The 19808-nt window shown below is 43.0% G+C and carries 10 protein-coding genes; 8 read left to right on the top strand and 2 right to left on the bottom strand.

From position 1 onward, the window contains the following. The first annotated feature begins 39 nt into the window (after positions 1–39). From ACEN9X_RS28595 to ACEN9X_RS28580, 4 genes are all read left to right on the top strand, one after another. A complete protein-coding gene (locus tag ACEN9X_RS28595) occupies positions 40–1176 on the top strand; it encodes a redoxin family protein (protein WP_413668384.1) in 1137 nt (378 codons plus the stop codon). A 6-nt stretch (positions 1177–1182) separates the two neighbouring features. Beyond that, positions 1183–3063 carry a protein-disulfide reductase DsbD domain-containing protein gene (locus ACEN9X_RS28590; protein WP_413668383.1) on the top strand — a complete coding sequence of 627 codons (1881 nt, stop codon included), beginning with the start codon at positions 1183–1185 and terminating at the stop codon, positions 3061–3063. 9 nt (positions 3064–3072) lie between these two features. Further along, positions 3073–3630, top strand: coding sequence for a TlpA family protein disulfide reductase (locus ACEN9X_RS28585; RefSeq protein WP_413668382.1), 558 nt, complete (start codon positions 3073–3075; stop codon positions 3628–3630). A 148-nt stretch (positions 3631–3778) separates the two neighbouring features. Continuing rightward, positions 3779–6637, top strand: coding sequence for a M16 family metallopeptidase (locus ACEN9X_RS28580; protein WP_413668381.1), 2859 nt, complete (start codon positions 3779–3781; stop codon positions 6635–6637). 205 nt (positions 6638–6842) lie between these two features. On the opposite strand, the gene ACEN9X_RS28575 is transcribed toward ACEN9X_RS28580, so the two are convergent. Next, positions 6843–8111 carry an Hsp70 family protein gene (locus ACEN9X_RS28575; RefSeq protein WP_413668380.1) on the bottom strand — a complete coding sequence of 423 codons (1269 nt, stop codon included), beginning with the start codon at positions 8109–8111 and terminating at the stop codon, positions 6843–6845. Positions 8112–8384: 273 nt separating this feature from the next. Here ACEN9X_RS28575 and ACEN9X_RS28570 point away from each other — a divergent pair, with 273 nt between their 5' ends. The 4 genes from ACEN9X_RS28570 to ACEN9X_RS28555 all read left to right on the top strand — a co-directional run bounded on the left by ACEN9X_RS28570 (position 8385) and on the right by ACEN9X_RS28555 (position 15210). Further along, positions 8385–8987 (top strand): RNA polymerase sigma-70 factor, encoded by a 603-nt coding sequence (locus tag ACEN9X_RS28570; protein WP_413668379.1) that lies wholly within the window; start codon positions 8385–8387, stop codon positions 8985–8987. 69 nt (positions 8988–9056) lie between these two features. Next, positions 9057–10061, top strand: a complete 1005-nt coding sequence (locus ACEN9X_RS28565) for a FecR family protein (RefSeq protein WP_413668378.1) — start codon at positions 9057–9059, stop codon at positions 10059–10061. A gap of 233 nt (positions 10062–10294) precedes the next feature. Continuing rightward, a complete protein-coding gene (locus tag ACEN9X_RS28560; RefSeq protein ID WP_413668377.1) occupies positions 10295–13627 on the top strand; it encodes a TonB-dependent receptor in 3333 nt (1110 codons plus the stop codon). A gap of 20 nt (positions 13628–13647) precedes the next feature. Further along, positions 13648–15210, top strand: coding sequence for a RagB/SusD family nutrient uptake outer membrane protein (locus ACEN9X_RS28555; RefSeq protein WP_413668376.1), 1563 nt, complete (start codon positions 13648–13650; stop codon positions 15208–15210). Between the two features lie 106 nt (positions 15211–15316). Here the strand turns inward: ACEN9X_RS28555 and ACEN9X_RS28550 are convergent, their stop codons facing one another. Next, positions 15317–19528 (bottom strand): two-component regulator propeller domain-containing protein, encoded by a 4212-nt coding sequence (locus ACEN9X_RS28550; protein WP_413668375.1) that lies wholly within the window; start codon positions 19526–19528, stop codon positions 15317–15319. Positions 19529–19808: the final 280 nt, after the last annotated feature.

Raw genomic sequence — 19808 nt, 5'->3', positions numbered from 1 at the left:
AATAAATGTTACGGCTTTTAAAGCTTAAAAAATAGAAAAATGAAAAAACGATTTCTGGCTATCGCCATTCTTTTGCCTGCCGTGAGTATGGCACAGAAAGCCAACTTCAGTATTACCGGCCATATTGGTAAACTGGATAAACCTGCCAAAGCCTATATCGATTATATGGATAATGGCACAAGCCACGAAGATTCGTGCGTGGTTACCAATGGTACATTCAAATTTACGGGCAATGTATCAGGTATAACTACCAGCCGCATGGCATTTGATCATACAGGTCAGGGTAAGCAACATGCTATTTATGCCCCCAATGCCGATGTGGTTTACATTTATTTTGGTAAGGAAAACATGGTATATACCTCGGCCGATTCATTGGTGAACGCCAAAGTTACCGGCTCAAAAGTGTATGATGAGTTTCAGGCTTACAACAAACAAATCGGCGGTACCATAATGGATTTAACCAAAGCTGTTAATGCCGAATTTTCACGCGCTACGCCTGAGCAGCAAAAGGATACCGCTTTTGTAAAAGCTATTGACGCGCGTTATCGCAAAAGGATTGCCGATAGAAATGAAAAGCAATTTCTTTTCGCCAAAAATAATCCTAACTCATATTTCGGCTTAGTTGGCTTGTCTGAGTCGGCAGGCATCAAGGTTGATGTTGATAAAGTTGGCCCTGTGTTTAAAGCACTCAACGCCTCGCTGCGCGGCACCGATGTAGGTAAGGAGCTTGAGCAACGTATTCAGGCTGCAGGTATCACCGCTATTGGGAAGCAAGCTCCCGCTTTCACTCAAAATGACGTGAGTGGAAAGCCGGTTTCCCTGAGCGATTTAAAAGGCAAATATGTTTTGGTTGAGTTTTGGGCAAGCTGGTGCGCTCCCTGCCGCGCCGGTAATCCTAACCTGAAAAAGCAATACGAACTTTATAAGGATAAAGGTTTCGAGATCATCTCGGTTTCGCTTGATAACGTAAAGGAAAAATGGGTTGACGCTATTGCCAAAGATGGTTTGCCATGGATCCAGGTTTCTGATCTCAAAGGCTGGAACAATGCTGTTGGCCGTTTATATGGTGTAAGGGCAGTACCGCAAAGCTTTTTGCTTGACAAAGACGGTAAGATCATCGGCAATACCCTGCGCGATGAATCCCTGAATACCAAACTTGCCGAACTTTTTAATTAAACAGATATGAAAAAGGTCACATTGACTTTGCTGCTTTGCGTTATATTTAGCACGGTCACTTTTGGTAATGTCATAAAACATGGAGCTGGTAAAATAGCGCTCCATGTTTTATATGTAGGTTATGATCCGGCCAAACCCAAGCCTGATCATATTACATACTACAGCACAGCCGCAGGTGCGGTAGATGAAGCCTGGAAAACCCGCATGGCCGATTTTAAAGCATTTTTAGAAACACGTTTTGAGAAAGTTGACGTAGTGGATGCGAGAGATTACGATGCCTCAATGTCTGCTAATGTTGATGTAACCATTGCTGATGCAGGCCCTATAAAATTGCCTGCCAATTTTGACAGGCCTATAATTTTGATGCATCAGCTTGCTCCTGATATGGGTATGCCGATAGGCCTTAAGTTTGATTGGTATTGCCAGTGTTTGGAAAACGATGCGCTGAACATCAAAACCACTCACGCCATATTTAACACGCCCCTAAAAGTGAAGTTAACACTGGTTAACAGGCCTACGCCGGGGTCTTTTTTTAACGGTTTTCAGGGTGCAACCACGCCCAAGGAATTGCCTATGTGGAAGGTTATCAAAGAAGATCCTGTAGCTAAGGATAAATACATTATTGGCATGGTGGCACACGGTGAAGGATTTAATGATTCGCCGGATGCCGAAGCTATAAGTGGCGGTGTTTGTTTGAAAAATGCCGAAGCAGTTGCATTAGGCAGGCATGGGAACTATTTTATGTGGGGATTTTCTGCTTCGCCAAATCACATGACTGAGGAAGCTAAAGATGTATTTGTAAACACCGTTTGCTACATCAAAAAGTTTGATCACCGGGCACCTATCATGAAAAAAGTGCAAATAGAGAATCGTGAGTGGGTAAATGAAATGATTTACCGTAGTGATAAAGCTTTATACCAAAAAACGCTGATAGCCCGGAAAGAAGGCAACGCCCGCCTGCTTAAAATGCAGCAGGAGCTTAAAGACCGTAAGGCAAATGGCGAGGATATTGGTAAAGGTAACGAGGCGTTTTTAAAGATGCCTGTATCCGACGATGTACAAAGCTTTGACGATTACCTTAAAAGCTGGACTGGCAGCGGCATGTATGATATGTTTGGTACCAACGTAGAGGCCTATCATAAGTATTATCGGGATAATCTCGAATACTTTTATCCAGTTGATGCTTACTCGTTGCAGGTTGATGAGGATGCGAAAAAACTGGGAATCTCTAACCGCAAAATCGAACTGCTTGAAAAATGTATCGGCATGCTTGAGAAAGGGGAGGAGCCTGCCCTGGCTCAAAGGGTATTGGAAAGGTATACTACCGAACAATTCACATCAGCTCAGGAATGGCGTATATGGTTAACTAAAAACAAATCCAACCTTTATTATACCGAAGCCGGCGGTTTCAAATTTATGGTGAATACCTACAAAACAGAAACATCGGCAATCGCACCCGCACCAACCGGCGACATTAAAACTGTAAACGCGGTAACAGTACCAACTCGTGCAGATCCGGTGATAGTGAGCGCCACCCTGGTTGACGATGCAAACGGGAAAAAACAAGTAGTTGTTAAAGCCGATATTTTACAAGGCTGGCATATTTATGCGTATGTACCTAAAGATAGCCCTTTTATTACCGCGCAGCCCACTATCGAGCTGCCTAAAGGCATAACGAGCAGCGAGTGGCAGGCATCGGCCGGGGTACCATTTACCGGAGGTGAAGGCATGTTTGTTTGGGAAGATAAGGCAACATTTAAAACGGAAATAAATGCAGCCTCGCTAAAGCCCGGCATGGTAATTAAATGTGGGCTTTACTACCAGGTTTGTGATAACAACAAATGTTTCCCGCCAAAAAGAAAAATAATTGAAATACAGGTTTTATAATCCAGCCAAATGAAAATAAATTTTAAAAGGTTGTTGTTGGTAACACCGGTAGCAATTGCGCTAAGTACCGGATGGAAGGCAGACGGAAAGGCTTTATCATCCCAAAAGCATGATACGGTTACCTTTGGTCAAAACTTAATGGTTGGAAAACCATTGCCGGTTTTTGAGTTACAAAGGGCCGATGGGAAATCTATCAAATTGTCATCGGTTAAGGGCAAAGCGGTACTGGTTGATTTTTGGGCTTCGTGGTGTATGCCATGCAGGGCGGCTATTCCGCACCTTAAAGCATTATATAAGCAATACCACGCTAAAGGATTTGAGATAGTTAGCATTTCAATCGACCAGAATAGTAAGGCCTGGAAAAATGCCATGCTTAAAGAAGCAATGCCATGGGAGCAGGGGATAGATAAATATGAGGACGGTAAAGATGCATCAGTGATCATGAATGCTTTAGGTATCCAGTCGGTGCCGTTTGCAGTTGTGGTGGATGCTGAGGGTAATGTGGTTTTAATAAACCCAACCGCTTCTGATATCGATATACAGCTTAAAAAGATTTTTAACAGTTGAAAAATTATAAAAGGATAGCATTGGCTATCATAAAGAGAGTCCCGGTAGGACGTTTTCCATCAGTTTAGTTAGTTTAATTTCCGGAGAGCCGGTTTTAATACCGGCTCTTTTTTAAATTAGCGCTGAATCCTAACCCGATCAACAAAATATGAAAAACATAAAAAGTACTATTTTATTGGCCAGCGTAAGCCTTGCGCTTAGCTGGTCGTTTCAGGCTGCGCCCACTTGGGCCCAGGTAAGCCAGGTTAAAGCAACAACAAAGGCAGTAGCCGAAAAGAATTTACCTCTTGACCCTGCTGTTCGCACAGGCAAGCTGCCAAACGGATTTACTTATTATATCCGTCATAACGAAGAGCCCAAAAAACGCGTTACGTTTTACCTGGCCAACAAAATTGGTTCGGTATTGGAAGATGACAGCCAGCGTGGCCTTGCGCATTTTATGGAGCACATGAGCTTTAACGGCACCAAGCATTTTCCTAAAAATGAATTGGTGAGTTATCTGCAAAAATCTGGCGTACGTTTTGGCGCCGATTTGAATGCTTATACTTCATTTGATGAAACGGTGTATCAGTTACCAATCCCGTCAGATAATCCGGAAGTTCTGAAGAATGGCATCCAGATCATGCGCGACTGGGCACAGGACGCTACTTTAGACCCGACTGAGATTGATAAAGAGCGCGGTGTTGTATTGGAAGAAAAGCGCTTGGGCAAGGGCGCGCAGGAGCGTATGCAACGCGCCTACCTGCCGGTGATCCTGAACCACTCGCGTTATTCGTTACGCCTGCCTATTGGTACCGATGAAGTACTGAACAACTTTAAGCCTGAAACCATCAAACGTTTTTATCATGACTGGTACCGCCCGGATCTTCAGGCTTTGATCGTAGTGGGGGACATTGATGTGAACGAGATGGAGAAAATCGTTAAGGCTAAGTTTAGCGACCTTAAGAAGCCTGCCGTGGAAAAGCCGCGCACCAAATATACAGTACCATTAACAGGACAAAATCAGTTCATTGCCATTACTGATAAGGAAATGACGGTAACTGTGGCCCAGGTGTTCATGAAACAACCGGCGCTTGATCTGCATACCGCTTCTCAATATCGTCAAAGCATCATTCGGGGTTTATTTAACCGGATGTCAGGTGCCCGTTATGCCGAAATTATGCGCCAGGCTAATCCGCCATATTTACAGGGCGGCGCCGACCTGAGCGGCTTTTTAGGTGGATTAGATACCTACAGCGTATATGCCGTAGCCAAGCCCGGAGAGCTTGAAAAAGGTTTCAAAACCGCATGGCGCGAAACAGAAAGGATCAAACGGTTTGGCTTTACTCAAACCGAGCTTGACCGTGCCAAACAAAGTTTCCTGAGCGATATGGAAGCTGCTTTGAAGGAAAAGAATAAAACCAATTCCGATAGTTATGTGAACGAGTATCTGCAATACTTTTTAAAAGGAACCGCCGCGCCTGGTATAAGCTACGAGTATGACCTGGTAAAAAATGACTTGCCGGGTATAGCGCTTAGCGAAGTGAATGCCATTACCAAAACATCCATCAAAAACACTAACCGCGATGTGATGTTACTTGCCCCCGAAAAGGATAAGGCTACTCTGCCTGCCGAAGCGGTGGTTAATACCTGGATAAAAGATGTTGAGGCAGAAGACCTGAAACCTTACAATGATGAGGTAAGCAAACAGCCATTGCTGGCCAACGCACCTGCAGCCGGTAAAATCACTGCCGAAACTAAGGATGCTGCTTTAGGTACAACCACGTTAACTTTAAGTAACGGCATCAAAGTTGTACTTAAACCTACCGATTTTAAGGATAACGAAATTGTATTCAGCGCTTCGGCACCGGGTGGTACATCGCTTTACAGCGATGCTGATTTTGAGTCGGCTAAAAACGCATCGGGTATGGTGGAATCATTTGGTGTAGGTAATTACAATCCTACTCAACTGGAAAAATACCTTTCCGGCAAACAACTTAGCGTTAGTCCATACATCAGCGAACGTACGCAGGGTGTTAGTGGTAGTTCTACCCCTAAAGATCTGGAAACGGCTTTTGAACTTATTTATGGCTATTTAACCGAGCCACGTAAAGATGCCGATTTGTTCCAGGGGATTATCACCAGTTCAAAAGCAGGACTTGCCAACAGGCTGAACGATCCTAATGCCGTGTTCCAGGATACCTTAAGCGCGGTGTTGGGTAACCATAACGTTCGCCGTACCGGCCCAAGCATTGCCAAAATAGATCAGATCAGCCTTGATCGTGAGTATGCTATTTATAAAGAGCGCTTTGCTGATGCATCGGGCATGACCTTCACTTTTGTTGGTAATATAGACATCGAAAAAATTAAACCGCTGCTTGAAAAATACATAGCCTCGTTACCGGCCAAAAACCTGGGCGAACAGGCTAAAGATTTAGGTATCCACATCCCCGAAGGGCAGATAGCTAAAAACGTATATAAAGGTTCGGAGCCAAAAGCCACGGTTGATTTGATCTGGTCGGGCCCGTTTGAATACAGCGCTGCCGAAAAGATTCAGCTGGATGCTTTGAAGGAGTGTTTAGAGATCAGGTTGATTGAACGTTTAAGGGAAGATGAAAGTGGTGTTTATTCACCGGGTGCATTTGCCAATAATAGTAAGTTCCCAACCCAACGCTATTCTATATTCGTTTACTTTGGTTGCGATCCTAAAAATGCTGATAAACTGGTTGCTTCAACCCTTGATGAGATCAACAAGATCAAAACCAACGGCCCTGCGCAGGTAAATATCGACAAATGGCGCGCCGAAAGCATCCGCAGCCGCGAAACAGCTGTACGCACTAACGGCTTTTGGCTGGGTTATATCGGCGGGCAGATCAATGATAAAGAAGACCTGCACCAATTGGATACCTATACCAAGGATCTGAACAATGTAACTGTGGAAAGCGTGAAAGCTACCGCCCAAAAATACCTAAGTGGTAAAAACTATATCCGCATGCAATTGCTTCCTGAAGCGGCTGCCGCTAAGTGATTAGTTGCCGGTAAATAAGGTTTAAAAGCAATCGCCCCTCATTCGTTATTAATGAGGGGCGATTTGCTTTTTGATGCCCTGTTTAGGGCTGGGTAACCTAATACTGTTGTAAAATGTAGGAGACGCATGTGATGCGTCTCTACCTAAAAACTCCTCAAACAAAATTTAAACAGTTTCTTTTATCATATAAAAACTGGCAACGTCCTTATTCATCAAACAGATAACCGCTATATGCCAAGCCTGTAGCTACGCTCCTGAAATTGTCGCTGGAGTTGAGTTTGATATGTGGAAACCGGTTTTTAAATAGTTTTTGAATACTTCCTACCATAGATGTACCGCCTGTTAAGAAAAGGCTGTCGATGTTGCCTGGTTCAATGCTGTTTTGCAACATAAATTCGTCCAGATAGCTGGCAATCCGGCTTACATCTTTAGCTATGATCTGTTCATAATCGGTAAGGGCTATTTCTTCATCAATACTGATATCCATTTTCTGATAGCTAAACACGGCGCTGTCGGCGGTTGTAAGTTGTATTTTTGTTGCTTCGATGGATTGAAATACCGAATATCCCAGATTGTTTTCGATAAGGGTGATCAGGTTTTTGAATTGTGGATCATTACCCGAAAAGTAAAAGTAGTCTTCAATATCCCGCTGAATACGCTGGCTGTTAAAGAAATTCATTTGCTCCCAGGAGCAAATATTGGCGAAAAGCGATTTGGGTACAGTTAGTACTTTACCCGGAGTAGCTTCATAGGTGGTGTTTTTACCAAAATAGGGGGTGCCTTTATCCCACATAAAAGCCGAATCAAAACTATCTCCACCAATGTAAATACCTCCGTTGGCGAGGATATCGTTCTTTCTGTCTTTCATTCCGGCCTTTTCAGGGTCCAGTACCAGGTATGTAAAATCGGTAGTTCCTCCACCCAAATCGGCTACCAGTACATTTTCCTTTCCTGAAAGGCTTTTCTCGTATGCAAAAGCCGCCCCGATAGGCTCAAACTGAAAACGAATGTTTTCAAAACCGGCAAGATCCGCTGCCTTAGTAAGGCGTGTTTGCGCTAAGGCATCTTTTTTAACATCATCATCGTCAAAAAAAACAGGCCTGCCAATAACTGCTTTCCTGCAATCTTCACCGATGATCTGGTCGGCACGTTCCTTCAGTTCTTTTAAGATGATCGCTACAAGCTCCGAAGCATTATATTTTTTGTTTTGGATCCGGGTTTCTATAAAACTGCTTCTCGGCAAAATTTGTTTAACAGATTTGATAAATCGTCCTTTCATATCATCCGCGAGATAAGCGGAGATGGCGGCTTCGCCTACTACGTAATTAGGCTTGTTTCCCGCGCCCGGCTGCTGGTAAAAATAAATGAGTGAAGGAATGATAATTGTACTGTGTATCTCGTTTGTTTCTTCGTTGTAAATAACCAATGCTGAGTTGGTTGTTCCAAAATCAATGCCGTATAAAAACTTGTTCATTGCAGGTGAAGTAATGCGCTAAAAAATGCGGGCGGCGAATGTATGAAAAACGAATTAGGTAGACAAATTATAAGGCGATAAATATCCAGGGGCTGTGTTATATCTTTTGAATACAAATAGTTAAAAAATAAAAGTGTATAAAGGCCTTAATAAAATGCCTGATTTGTATATAAGAAAGTCGGATTATGTTAATGAAAAGTTAAAATACTATTTTAGATTTGAATCCCGGTGCGCTTTTTTGCCCCAATAACCAATTTTAAATTTAGTTTCAGCATGAACAATTGGAAAACATTAACCGATGAAGAGTTGGTTGAGCGGTTAAATTTTTCTGACCATGCAGCATTTACGGAAATTTTTTACCGTTATCACGGGGCTTTATACTCATTTGCGCTAAAAAGGTGCCGCGAAGCAGAAATAGCAGAGGAGCTGGTGCAGGACCTGTTTGTGAATTTATGGATTAAGCGAGGAGGGTTGTTTATAAAGTCGACATTGAGTGGCTATTTGTATGTCGCATTGCGAAACTTAGTATTGAATCACATCCATAAGCAGTTACTTCACGAGAGGGCTACTGAAGTTTTGCGTTTAGCGACGCCTGTTTTACAAACCGCCCCGGAGGAAATCCTGATTGTCAAAGAAATAGGGCAGGAAGTTGACCGGAACCTTCATTTGCTCCCCGAAAAATGCAGGACGGTTTATGAACTCAGCCGGAAGCACTACAAATCAAACAAGCAAATAGCGGCCGAATTGGGTATTACAGAGAAAACGGTAGAAAATCATATGAACCGGGCGCTTCGATTTTTGCGATTATCTCTCCATCAATTGTTTACAATTGCTATTATATACACTTTACTCTATCTGAAAACTTTTTTTAAATAAAAATCAAATTCTTTTGGGTGTTACCTGAGTTTTAACTGTCTTAGTTATTAAAAGGACAATATTAACACCATGCACCCTATTTCACCGGAACTGATTGAAAAATACCTTGCAGGGAAATGTAATGCTGACGAAGAGGCGACGGTACTTAACTGGTTTAACGCACCTGAAAATGAACCGGACGCTTATGAGCAGCTTTCGCCGGAGGCAAAACAGGCATTAGAGGACCGGTTGATGTCAGGAATACGCGAAAAGATACGCCTGTTCGAACCTCCTATAAAAAAGTTTAATTATTACCGGGCTGGTGCAATAGCAGCCAGTATTTTGATTTTTATTACTGTTGGCCTTTTATGGTTCAAACAACCGGCAGCAAATCAATCAAAAGTTGGGAGTGACAATATCAGGATAGTAAATACAGGGCAAAACATAAAAAAAGTAGCGCTGCCCGATGGCAGTACGGCCTGGCTTAGCCCGGGCACAATAGTTACGTACGACCATGCATTTAATCGTCAGTTCCGGACTGTTTCGCTTACCGGCGAATCTTTTTTTGACGTGAAGAAAGATCATGCACATCCTTTTATTGTACGCACAGCACATATGTCGACTAAAGTATGGGGAACCAGCTTTAGTGTAAAAGATAATGAACATGCGCTTCGTGCCGAAGTGGCTGTAGTTACCGGGAAGGTATCTGTTGCAATAGCTGATCGGGATAAAAATAATATGGATGTTATGCTTCATCCTCAGCAAAAGGCAGTTTGGCAAGTGACCGCAAAAAAGACTGATACACTTAAAGTTAGCTTGGTAGAAAAGCACTCAGCGTTAAAAATCTGGGAAAAAGCAAGCCTGTCTTTTAACGGTGTGGCCCTTAGGGATGCAGTCCGGGTGCTTCAACAGCAATTTGATGTGATAATTATGCTGCCTGAAGGAGACCATGATCTTGCAGAAGCCAAATTGCAGGCTGATTTCAGCAATCAAAGTCTGCCCGAAATAATGGAAGTACTTGAAAAACTCCTCAACGTTAGCTATGTAACCGATGGGAAGAAGTTTGTGTTACAAAGAGCCTTAACAACCAATTAACCAATTATTATTAACCCTAAAGTTAAATTATGAAGAAAGATTAACCTCAGCAAACACCACTTATGTATAATGAAGAAAGCGTGTCGTGACCACGCTTTCTTCGGGCCCCGGCCGTGTAGCATTACACACCTTTCGTAGAGGTGCGGGGGCGTTTTTGTCTCATTTTTTTACCAAATAAAACACACTAATGTATGAATATTAATTTACTAATATCGATCAACTGGTATAAAATTATGAAGTTATCCTGTTGCCAGATTTTGTTGGCCATCATATTTGCGGGTGTATCAGTAGCCGGCACCACGCGTGCGCAGGGCGCCCTGGCCCGCCAGGTTGATATCTCCGCAGTAGATATGGATATGAAGTCTTTTCTTAATATGCTCTCTAAAAAAGCGGGCGTTAAGTTTGTCTATTTCAAAGAAACCTTAAACAATCAAAGAAAGGTTACTACTGCGGGAGGGCAGAAAGATTTAAAAACGATATTGGAGCAGGTTTTTCTTGCTAATGGTATTGGCTTTGAAGTCGTTAACAATCAAATCATCCTGACCAAACTCCGAACCACCGCCGATACCGGTTCTGAAAATAGTGAAAATAAAAGCGATGACCCGGAGGTAATGCAAGTGAAGGTTACCGGACAGGTTACCGATGATAAGGGAGCAGCATTGCCGGGGGTTACCATTAAGATAAAGGGAACTACTGTTGCCGTAGCAACCGATAGCCAGGGTAATTATACCATAAATGCGCCCGATTATAATGCGACGCTAATTGTTAGTTATTTAGGCTATGTAACCCGTGAGGTAGCGATAAATGGTCAAAAAGTTGTCAATATTCAATTGCAGGAAGATAACAAGGCCCTCAACGAGGTTGTTGTTGTTGGTTACAGCACACAAAGCAGGCATAAATTAACCAGTGCTGTAGTTACGGTTTCGGGCGATGAGCTTAATAAAAGAGTAGCTACTTCACCTACGGCTTTGCTGCAGGGTAAGTTACCGGGTTTACAGGTTGTTCAAGGTTCCGGAGAGCCCGGAAATGAAAATGTTCAGTTAACAATCAGGGGCGTTGGTACATTCAGCGGGGCTGGGTCAAATCCATTGATCATTGTTGATGGCCTTCCGGGGAGCCTTGATGTATTGAATGCCAACGATATCGAATCGATATCTGTATTAAAGGATGCTTCTTCGGCCGCAATTTACGGTTCGCGCGGTGCTAACGGCGTAATTGTGGTAAAAACCAAAAGAGGTAAGGCCGGTAGCCTGGCTATCCAGTATACATACAATCTGGGTATTTCCAAAGCTACTAAGCTCCCGGACATAGTCACTAATTCTGCCACGTATATGCAGTTGTCAAATGAGGCGCGGACAAACTCTTCGCTTGCACCTTTGTATAACCAGGATCAAATAAATCTGTACCAAAACGCAACCGACAGGGTAAAGTACCCGAATCATAACTGGTTGAATGATATATTTCGCACGGCTTATACGCAAAACCACTACCTGAACATGAGCGGGGGCAAAGATAGCACAACGTATAGTGTTGGCGTGGGCATCACCAACCAACCCGGTGTAATGCGGGGATTTGACTATTCAAAATACACGTTTTCATTGGGTTTAAGCTCAAAGCTAAATAAACGTATAACTTTTGGATCGGATATACAGATGCGGTACGGAAGAAAATTAACTCCCGAAAATGGTGCAAGCGACCAATTCCTCTCCGCACTGGCCCAATCACCTTTATATCCTGCCCAAAGTGCTGATGGCCGATGGATAAAAAAAGCTTACTCCAACGAGCAGGGTAATAAAAATCCAGCAGCTATCGTAGGCGAGGACATCAGAACCCGGGGCAACGATTATTATCTGCAAGGCAACCTATCCCTGGATATCGATCTTTTTAAAGGTTTGCGATGGGAAAATAAAGGAGGGTTTAACTATGGCTACTATAAATTCAATGATTTCAGGCCGGTAATTCCTACATATTATTATAGTGATATGTCTCCTGCGGGAAACCTTGATGATGGGGCGCCGGGTTTAAATGTGGGCAATTCAGACAATATTTATACGGTATATTATAGTCAGCTGACTTATAAAAAGAGCCTTGGACTACATAATTTTTCTGCATTCGCAGGTTATCAGCGGGAAAACAATAACGCCAGCAATTTAAACGCATCTCGTACCCAATATGTAACAAATTATCTGCGTGAACTGAATGCAGGCCCTTCAGACGGGCAAACCAATAATGGCACATCATCGGCATGGGCAATCAGCTCGTTTTACGGCAGTGCCAATTACGATTATGCAGATAAATATTTACTGGGCGCTAACATCAGATATGACGGAACATCCCGTTTGCCTTCAAACTCAAGGTATGGTACGTTTTATTCATTCTCTGGCGGCTGGCGAGTTTCTAAAGAGAATTTCCTGAAGGATGTTTTATGGTTAAATGACCTTAAAATCCGCGGTTCGTGGGGGCAGTTAGGTAATCAGAATATCGGAACTTATCCATATCAGTCAACTTTGTCCGGTGCTAATTATGCCTTCGGAAGTTCTGTTTCCTCAGGATTTGTCGCAAATACCCTGGTTGATCCGGGCCTTACCTGGGAAACTACCCGGGTGGCGGATATTGGCCTCGATATGACGATCTTCAATAACAAGCTCGTTTTTTCGGCCGATTATTTCAATAAATATACTTTCGATATTTTAAGAAGCTCGCAAGTACCATTCTATATCGGGCTAAACGCGCCTACAATCAATGATGGTGCGCTCCGTAATAAAGGTTTCGAGTTTGCTTTGCAATATAACGACCGGATTGGCAGGGATTTTTCTTATACCGTAGGCGTAAATCTTCAAACTTATAAAAACAAGCTTGAAAGATACGGATCAAAGGATATCAGCGACCATACCATCAGGCAGGAAGGACATGAACTGGATGCTTACTACATGTATGTGTGGGATGGAATATTCCAAAGTCAGCAGGAGATAGACAATTCACCTAAACAACCGGTTACACCTACTCCCGGCGACCTGAAGATCAAAGATGTTAACGGCGATGGTAAAATAGATGCCAACGACAGGACCTATGTGGGCGGTAAATTCCCTTCTTATCAGTATTCGGCTAATATCGGCGCGGCTTATAAGGGCTTTGATTTCAGCGCTCAACTATACGGTTCACAGGGGCAAAAGGCTTATGTTAATGGCTGGGGTATTGAACCTTTCAGACAAGGTTCTGTGCCAACTACAGATTGGCTAAACCGCTGGACTCCAACTAACCACACCAATACAATGCCTAAGATATACGTTGCCGATGGTTATGCTGCCGTTCAAAATTATCCTTCTACATATTTCTTAAAGGATGCCTCGTTTGTTCGTCTTAAAAGTTTACAGCTGGGCTATAATTTTGCTTTAGCTATGCTGAAAAAGGTGTCGATAAAATCATTGAGGGTTTTTGTGGCTGCCGATAACGTATTCACCATCAGCAAATACCCGGGCCTTGATCCTGAACGGGTAGGAGACGGAACCTATGTTACTTATCCGCAAAACAGAACGATAACCTTTGGAGCCTCCATTAAACTTTAAAATTATTAAAGAAAACGATTATGAAACTTTATAATAAGTATATATACATACTGATGACGGTGGTAGTCATGCTGGTATCCTGCAAGAAAAGTTCCCTTGACCTTAATCCACCAGATAAACTTTCTACTCAAAATTTTTGGAAGTCAGAAAGTGATGCCGACCTGGCATTAACAGGATGTTACAATTTCTTATATGCGCAGGGAGGGAGCTACTCCACATCTCAATATGAAGTAGTTGCATGGGATAATTTCAGCGACAATTCTTACGGGCAATATAACTATGGTGGCGGCACCAGTGCGCTGTCTTCAGGTTTATCTCCCGGTGTTTTTGATACCTATAATCTATATCAGTCGTCCTACTACGTTAATAATTATACAGCTATAGCCTCTATTAACTATTTTCTGGCAAACGTTGATAAGGTACTTACCGGCGATAAGCTAAAACAATATAAAGCAGAAGCCTATTTTTTGCGTGCCTTCAATTATTACTGGCTTGCAATATTATACGGAAATGTGATCATCACTACTGCCGATCCTTTTACGTTGGATTATAAGAAGCACATGGCCAAATCTACCAGGGCCGACGTTTTGAAACAAGTAGAGGCCGACCTTGACCTGGCAATTGCCGGTTTACCGGATGTTACCTATGGTAACGGACATGCTGTTAAAGCTACAGCCCAGGGTTATAAAGTGAGGGCATTGTTATTTGAGAAGAAATATGCCGATGCGGCCGCTTTGGCCAGCACCATTATTGCAGGCGGAAAATTTTCTTTAAACACCTCTTATCCTTCAAATTTTTATAAACCTGCTCAAAACAGCAGCCCGGAAATTATGTTTTCGGTTAAATACCAGTTGCCAAATCTGTCGCATCAGGACAATGGTATTAGCGTTCCCCTGCAACGCTGGAAAGGAGAATTGGCAACGCAGGATTTGGTTAACGAATATGAAGCTGCAGACGGTAAGGACACAACCTCATCTGCTGTTTATGTAAAGGGAAAACCATTTGAAAACCGGGATCCCCGGATGCGGATGACCCTGTTTTTTCCTGGCGATACCAAAGCGCAGGGATGGCCGTTTACAGGATCATATTCCGTGGCTCATCCTGGAAAAGATTCATGGATAGTAGGTTACTATGCCGTAAAAAAATGGCTTGATCCAACGCTTGTAGACCCTGATTACGGAGTAAAAGGCGATAATGACTTTGTTTTATTGCGTTATGCAGATGTATTACTGATGTATGCTGAAGCGCAAAACGAGGCTGTAGGCCCAGATGCGAGCGCTTACAATGCAATTAACCTGGTTAGGAGAAGGGTTAATATGCCCGACCTGGCTGCCGGCCTATCTCAGGCTCAGTTCAGAGAAAAGGTGCGTCATGAACGGAGGGTTGAATTTGCTTTGGAAGGGATCCGTTATTTTGATTTGAGGAGATGGGGGATTGCTACACAGAAGCTGAACGGCTTTGTTCAAAATCCATTATTCCCGACTGTGAAAACCAAGTATGCCGATAACTATGATTTCTGGCCGATTCCACAGCCCGAAATTGACAGGAATTCGCCTGAACTGGTGCAGAATCCCGGTTATTAATACTTGTTATTATTAATCTGAACAGCGAGGCCGTATCAATCAGTTTATGATACGGCCTCGCTGTTTACCTGCAGTTTTTTAAGTTCGGGCTTTTATGACCGAATAATCAACTCTGGTTTCTATCTGTTCGTGTCAAATCCTGTATAAACTGGCTTGGTGTTTTGCCGTATTCTTTTTTGAAAGCCTTTGTAAAGTACGATTGCGTTTGGATACCTACCCGATAAATTACCTCGGTTAACAGTACGTCCTCATGGGTCATGATCTCGATGGCCTTTTTTAGCCTGATGCTCCTGATAAATTCGTTCGGCGCCTGGCCCGAAATTTCCTTGATTTTATGGTAAAGCTTGGTACGGCTCATGCCTATGGTATTGCAAAGCTGGTCTATATCAAGATCCGGGTTGCTTAACTCCTTATCAATAATCAACAGGAGCTTATCCATAAATTCTTTGTCTTTTGATGAATGCACCAGCTCCCGCACCTCAATGTGATGGTTCTTAAGATAGCGATCTTTCAGCTTTTGCCGTTGCTCAAAAATATTTCGGATGGATAGGGTAAGCAAATTAATGCTGATGGGTTTGGGCAGATACAGGTCGGCTCCCGAGCCAATACCCTCAATTTCGGCCTGTAAGTTAGTTTTAGCGGTAAGCATGATGAAGGGAATATGACTGGTATCCAGGTCTTCTTTTATGGCATGACAAAAATCTATACCGTTCATGCCCAGCATCATCACATCACTGATAATCAGGTCGGGTAACTGTTCTTTGGCTTTGCTTAGGCCGTCGTGCCCGTCAATAGCTTCGTTTATTATGTAATTTCCCTCAAGCGAGTTTTTGATAAACGCCCTGATCTCGTCATTATCCTCTACAATCAGGATCTGGTATTTACGACCGTTGTTAGCCGCCGATTGTGTTTTTACCGGATAAAGCGGTCCGGCAGGGGCGAGGAGCTCCATCTGGATGCTTTCCAATCTGGTGCCGCCCGGTTCTGTGACCTCACTCCATTTTTCCTTCTGGCCGTAGTCAATTTCTGAAACAGGGAGACCGATGATGATATCAGTACCTGCATATCGTTGGCTATATACATAAATGTCGCCTTTATGAAGCACGGTAAGGCTTTTCACAAAGGCCAAACCTATGCCCGAGCCAAGGTGAGTTTCAGTAATGCGGTAATAACGTTCAAACAAATGCTGTATGGAATCTTTAGAAATGCCGATGCCGTTATCCGAGATCCTGATGTAAGCATACCTGCCCGCCCTGAAATTATTTTTTAATACCAGCTCATTTTCAAAACCGGATTTGAAATCTGCTAAATTGTGTAGCACCTCAACCGTTACCATCCCTTTAGCAGGAGTATATTTCAGCGAATTGTTGATAAGGTTGAGCACAATTTTTTCAAGTACCTGCCTGTCAAACCATGTATTATCGAAGGGATTGTTTAATACTACATTTAAACTGATGTCTTTTTGAATGGCCGCTTCTTTAAACTCGGCAGCTAATTCATTGATGAAAGTATTGAGATTACCTGGTGTAACCTTCAGGCTAAGTGCGCCTGATTCTACTTTCCGGAAATCCATCAGCTCGTTAATGAGCAGGAGCAGGCGGTTGGCATTCCTGTACATCACTTCGTAATACTGGCTGGTGGCCGATTTGCCTTTTTCAAGCAATGTTTCCAGCGGACCTAATATCAGCGAAAGCGGTGTACGGAACTCATGCGAGATATTGGTGAAAAATTGGAGCTGCAACTGGTGCATCTCCTCGCGTTTGTTTTCTTCGATCTTGCGCAGGTCGAGGTTCTTTTTAAAACGCAGTATTTCATAAATACTGAAAAGGATAACCGCGATCATCAATGTTCTGAACCACCATGTAGCCCAAAATGGCGGGGTGATGATAATCACTAATGAGGTACCGGTGCGATTCCATAAGCCGTCGTTGTTGGCTGCCCGTACCGTAAACGTGTAAGTTCCCGGCTCTAAATTAGTGTAGGCTGCTTTACGCTCAGCGGTGTAATACCAGTTGGGGTCGAGGCCTTCCAGCCGGTAGCTGTATTTATTGTTTTCGGCAGCGGTATAATTGAGCGCGGCAAAGTACAAGGCAATGGTTGATTGCCCGTGGCTTAAAGTAACCGATTTTGTTAAGCTGATATCGCCTGAAAGAGGCGACCCCGGCGCGTTAGGTTCAACTATTTTATTGAATAACTGCAGCCCCGTAATATAAACCGGTGGAATGTAGGGATTGGCCACGATGGCCGAAGGGTTAAAAACATTAAAGCCATCCACTCCGCCAAAATACAGGTACCCGTTTTTTGCTTTTAATGATGAGTTGGCTTCAAACTCCTGGCCCTGCAGACCGTCGGCAGCATTGTATTTGCTGAACTGCAGATTTGTTGGGTTAAACTTCATCAACCCATTTGAACCGGAGATCCAAAAATTGCCGGTGGCATCTTCTTCTATACTTTTAATAAATTCTGTACCAAGTCCGGCTTTATTGGTATAAATTTCGAACTTGTTTTTAGCAGCATTAAACAAATAGAGCCCGGTTTGACCAAGCCACAGCCTGCCTTTATGATCAATGAATATCACCCGCAGGTCGGGCAGCTTTTCAAGGTTGGTAAAATAATGACTGATTTTTTTTGTAAGAAGATTATAACAATTCAGCCCGCCATCATCGGTGCCTATCCACAGGTTTTTGTTGCGGTCTTCATTGATGGATACGATGTTGTTGCCCTGGATACGGCCTTTTTTATCAGCAGTTTCCGTGAACCTGGTAAACCGGTGTGTTGTTTGATCAAACAGGTTAAGGCCTCCGTAATAAGTAGCCACCCAAAAGTTGCCTTCGCTATCCTTAAATGATTTTTGAACATAATTTGAGCTAATGGTGCTTTTATCGGCGGGGTTGTTGGTAAAGTGAGTGAAATTACCGCTTGTTCTATCAAGGCAATTCAACCCGCCTCCCCAGGTACTTACCCATACCTTGTTTTTATCAACCAAAATATCCAGCACGGCATCCACAGCAAGGCTGTTATTATTATTCGGGTTATAGCGGTAATGTTTAAAGGTGTTTTTATGGGGATCATAAACATTTATGCCGCCGCCATCGGTGCCTATCCATATATTGTGCGCTTCGTCCTCACAAAAAACGCGCACGTCATTATAGCTCAAACTATTATTATCGGATTCGTTTTGCAGCAGCCTGAACTTATTGGCTTTAGGGGTATACAAATTAACCCCGCCGCGATGAGTACCTACCCACAAATTACTTTGATCATCCTCAAAAATAGCTGATACCGTGCGTTGCGATAAGCTGTTCGAGTTTTCGGATACGTTTTGATAATTGCTGAATGTTCCGCTTTGCGGGTTGAACAGGCTTAAGCCGCCGTTAATGCCGCCCGCCCAGATATTGCCCTTCCGGTCAACCAGCAGGCTTTTCACCTGGTCGTTTGCAAGACTGCCATTAACCTGCTGCTCATGCTGGTAACGTTTAATGGTCTTATCCCTAAAGTTGAGCACCATGAGGCCGCCATTTTCTATGCCCAGCCAAAGGTTCTGCAGGCTATCTTCCTGGATCCGGTTTACCGGGTTGCTGATCTCTCCTAATCCATTTATAGCATTTCTAAATGTATTATTAACCCGGTTAAAGATCTTTAACCCACTGCCGGTACCTGCCCAAAGGTTATTATGGCTATCCTCATAAAGGTAGTTGATCTGCCTGCTTTCTTCACTTTTAGCCATGCCGCTATCATAATAAAAATGGCCGAAGTTGTTATTTGCCGTATCGTATTTATTGAGGCAGCCATCGGCAGTGCCTATCCACAGGTTGCCTTTTTTATCACTATAAATACAGTTTACAATATTGTTTGAAATGCTTTGGTTGTTGGCTGTGCTGTGTTTATAACGGGTAAAAGTGTTTTTGAAAGCATTAAACCTATTTAAGCCATTACTGGTGCCTACCCATAAGTTATGACGGCAATCCTCAAACATACAACGGATGTAGTTATCGCTGATGGTATTTACATCGGTAGCACTGTTTTTAAATACGGTGATCTGGTAACCATCGTATCGGTTTAGCCCGTCGCGGGTACCAAACCATATAAACTTGCGCTTATCCTGATAAATAGCTTCAATGGTATTGTTTGATAATCCCTGCAGGCTGTTAATATGGCTGAACTTTAGTTTGGGTACCTGTGCCGATACATGTCGCGTAAAACAAAACAAGCCCATTGTCAATCCGCAGGCAAGCATCCCTATGCTGTACAGCCAACTGTTTAGCTTAAATATGTTACTACGCGACACGGGCAATTCAAACTGAAAAATCAAACGCAATTATTAGGTTTCAATTGGTATTGAACAATATTAACAATAAATGTTAAAAATACAGCTAAAAAGTGCTCTCCGGCTGTTTTTATAGCAATAAATAACAGTTTGAACCAAAAAAATGAACATCTGCACAAAGCCGATCATTATTTAAACCTGTCATTTGTACAGTAAACCAAATGCTTTTTCTTTCATGAACTGATGTGTGCGGCTGCTAAAATTTGATGCAGCAATTAAATCCGCACGCCTGATATCGCCGCCGCATGCATCTGTGCTATGTGGAAAAAGC

This window comes from Mucilaginibacter sp. Mucisp86 (genome assembly GCF_047324315.1).
GTDB lineage: Bacteria > Bacteroidota > Bacteroidia > Sphingobacteriales > Sphingobacteriaceae > Mucilaginibacter.
Note: the sequence above shows the minus strand (reverse complement) of the source record. Positions and strands in the feature narration are given on the sequence as shown.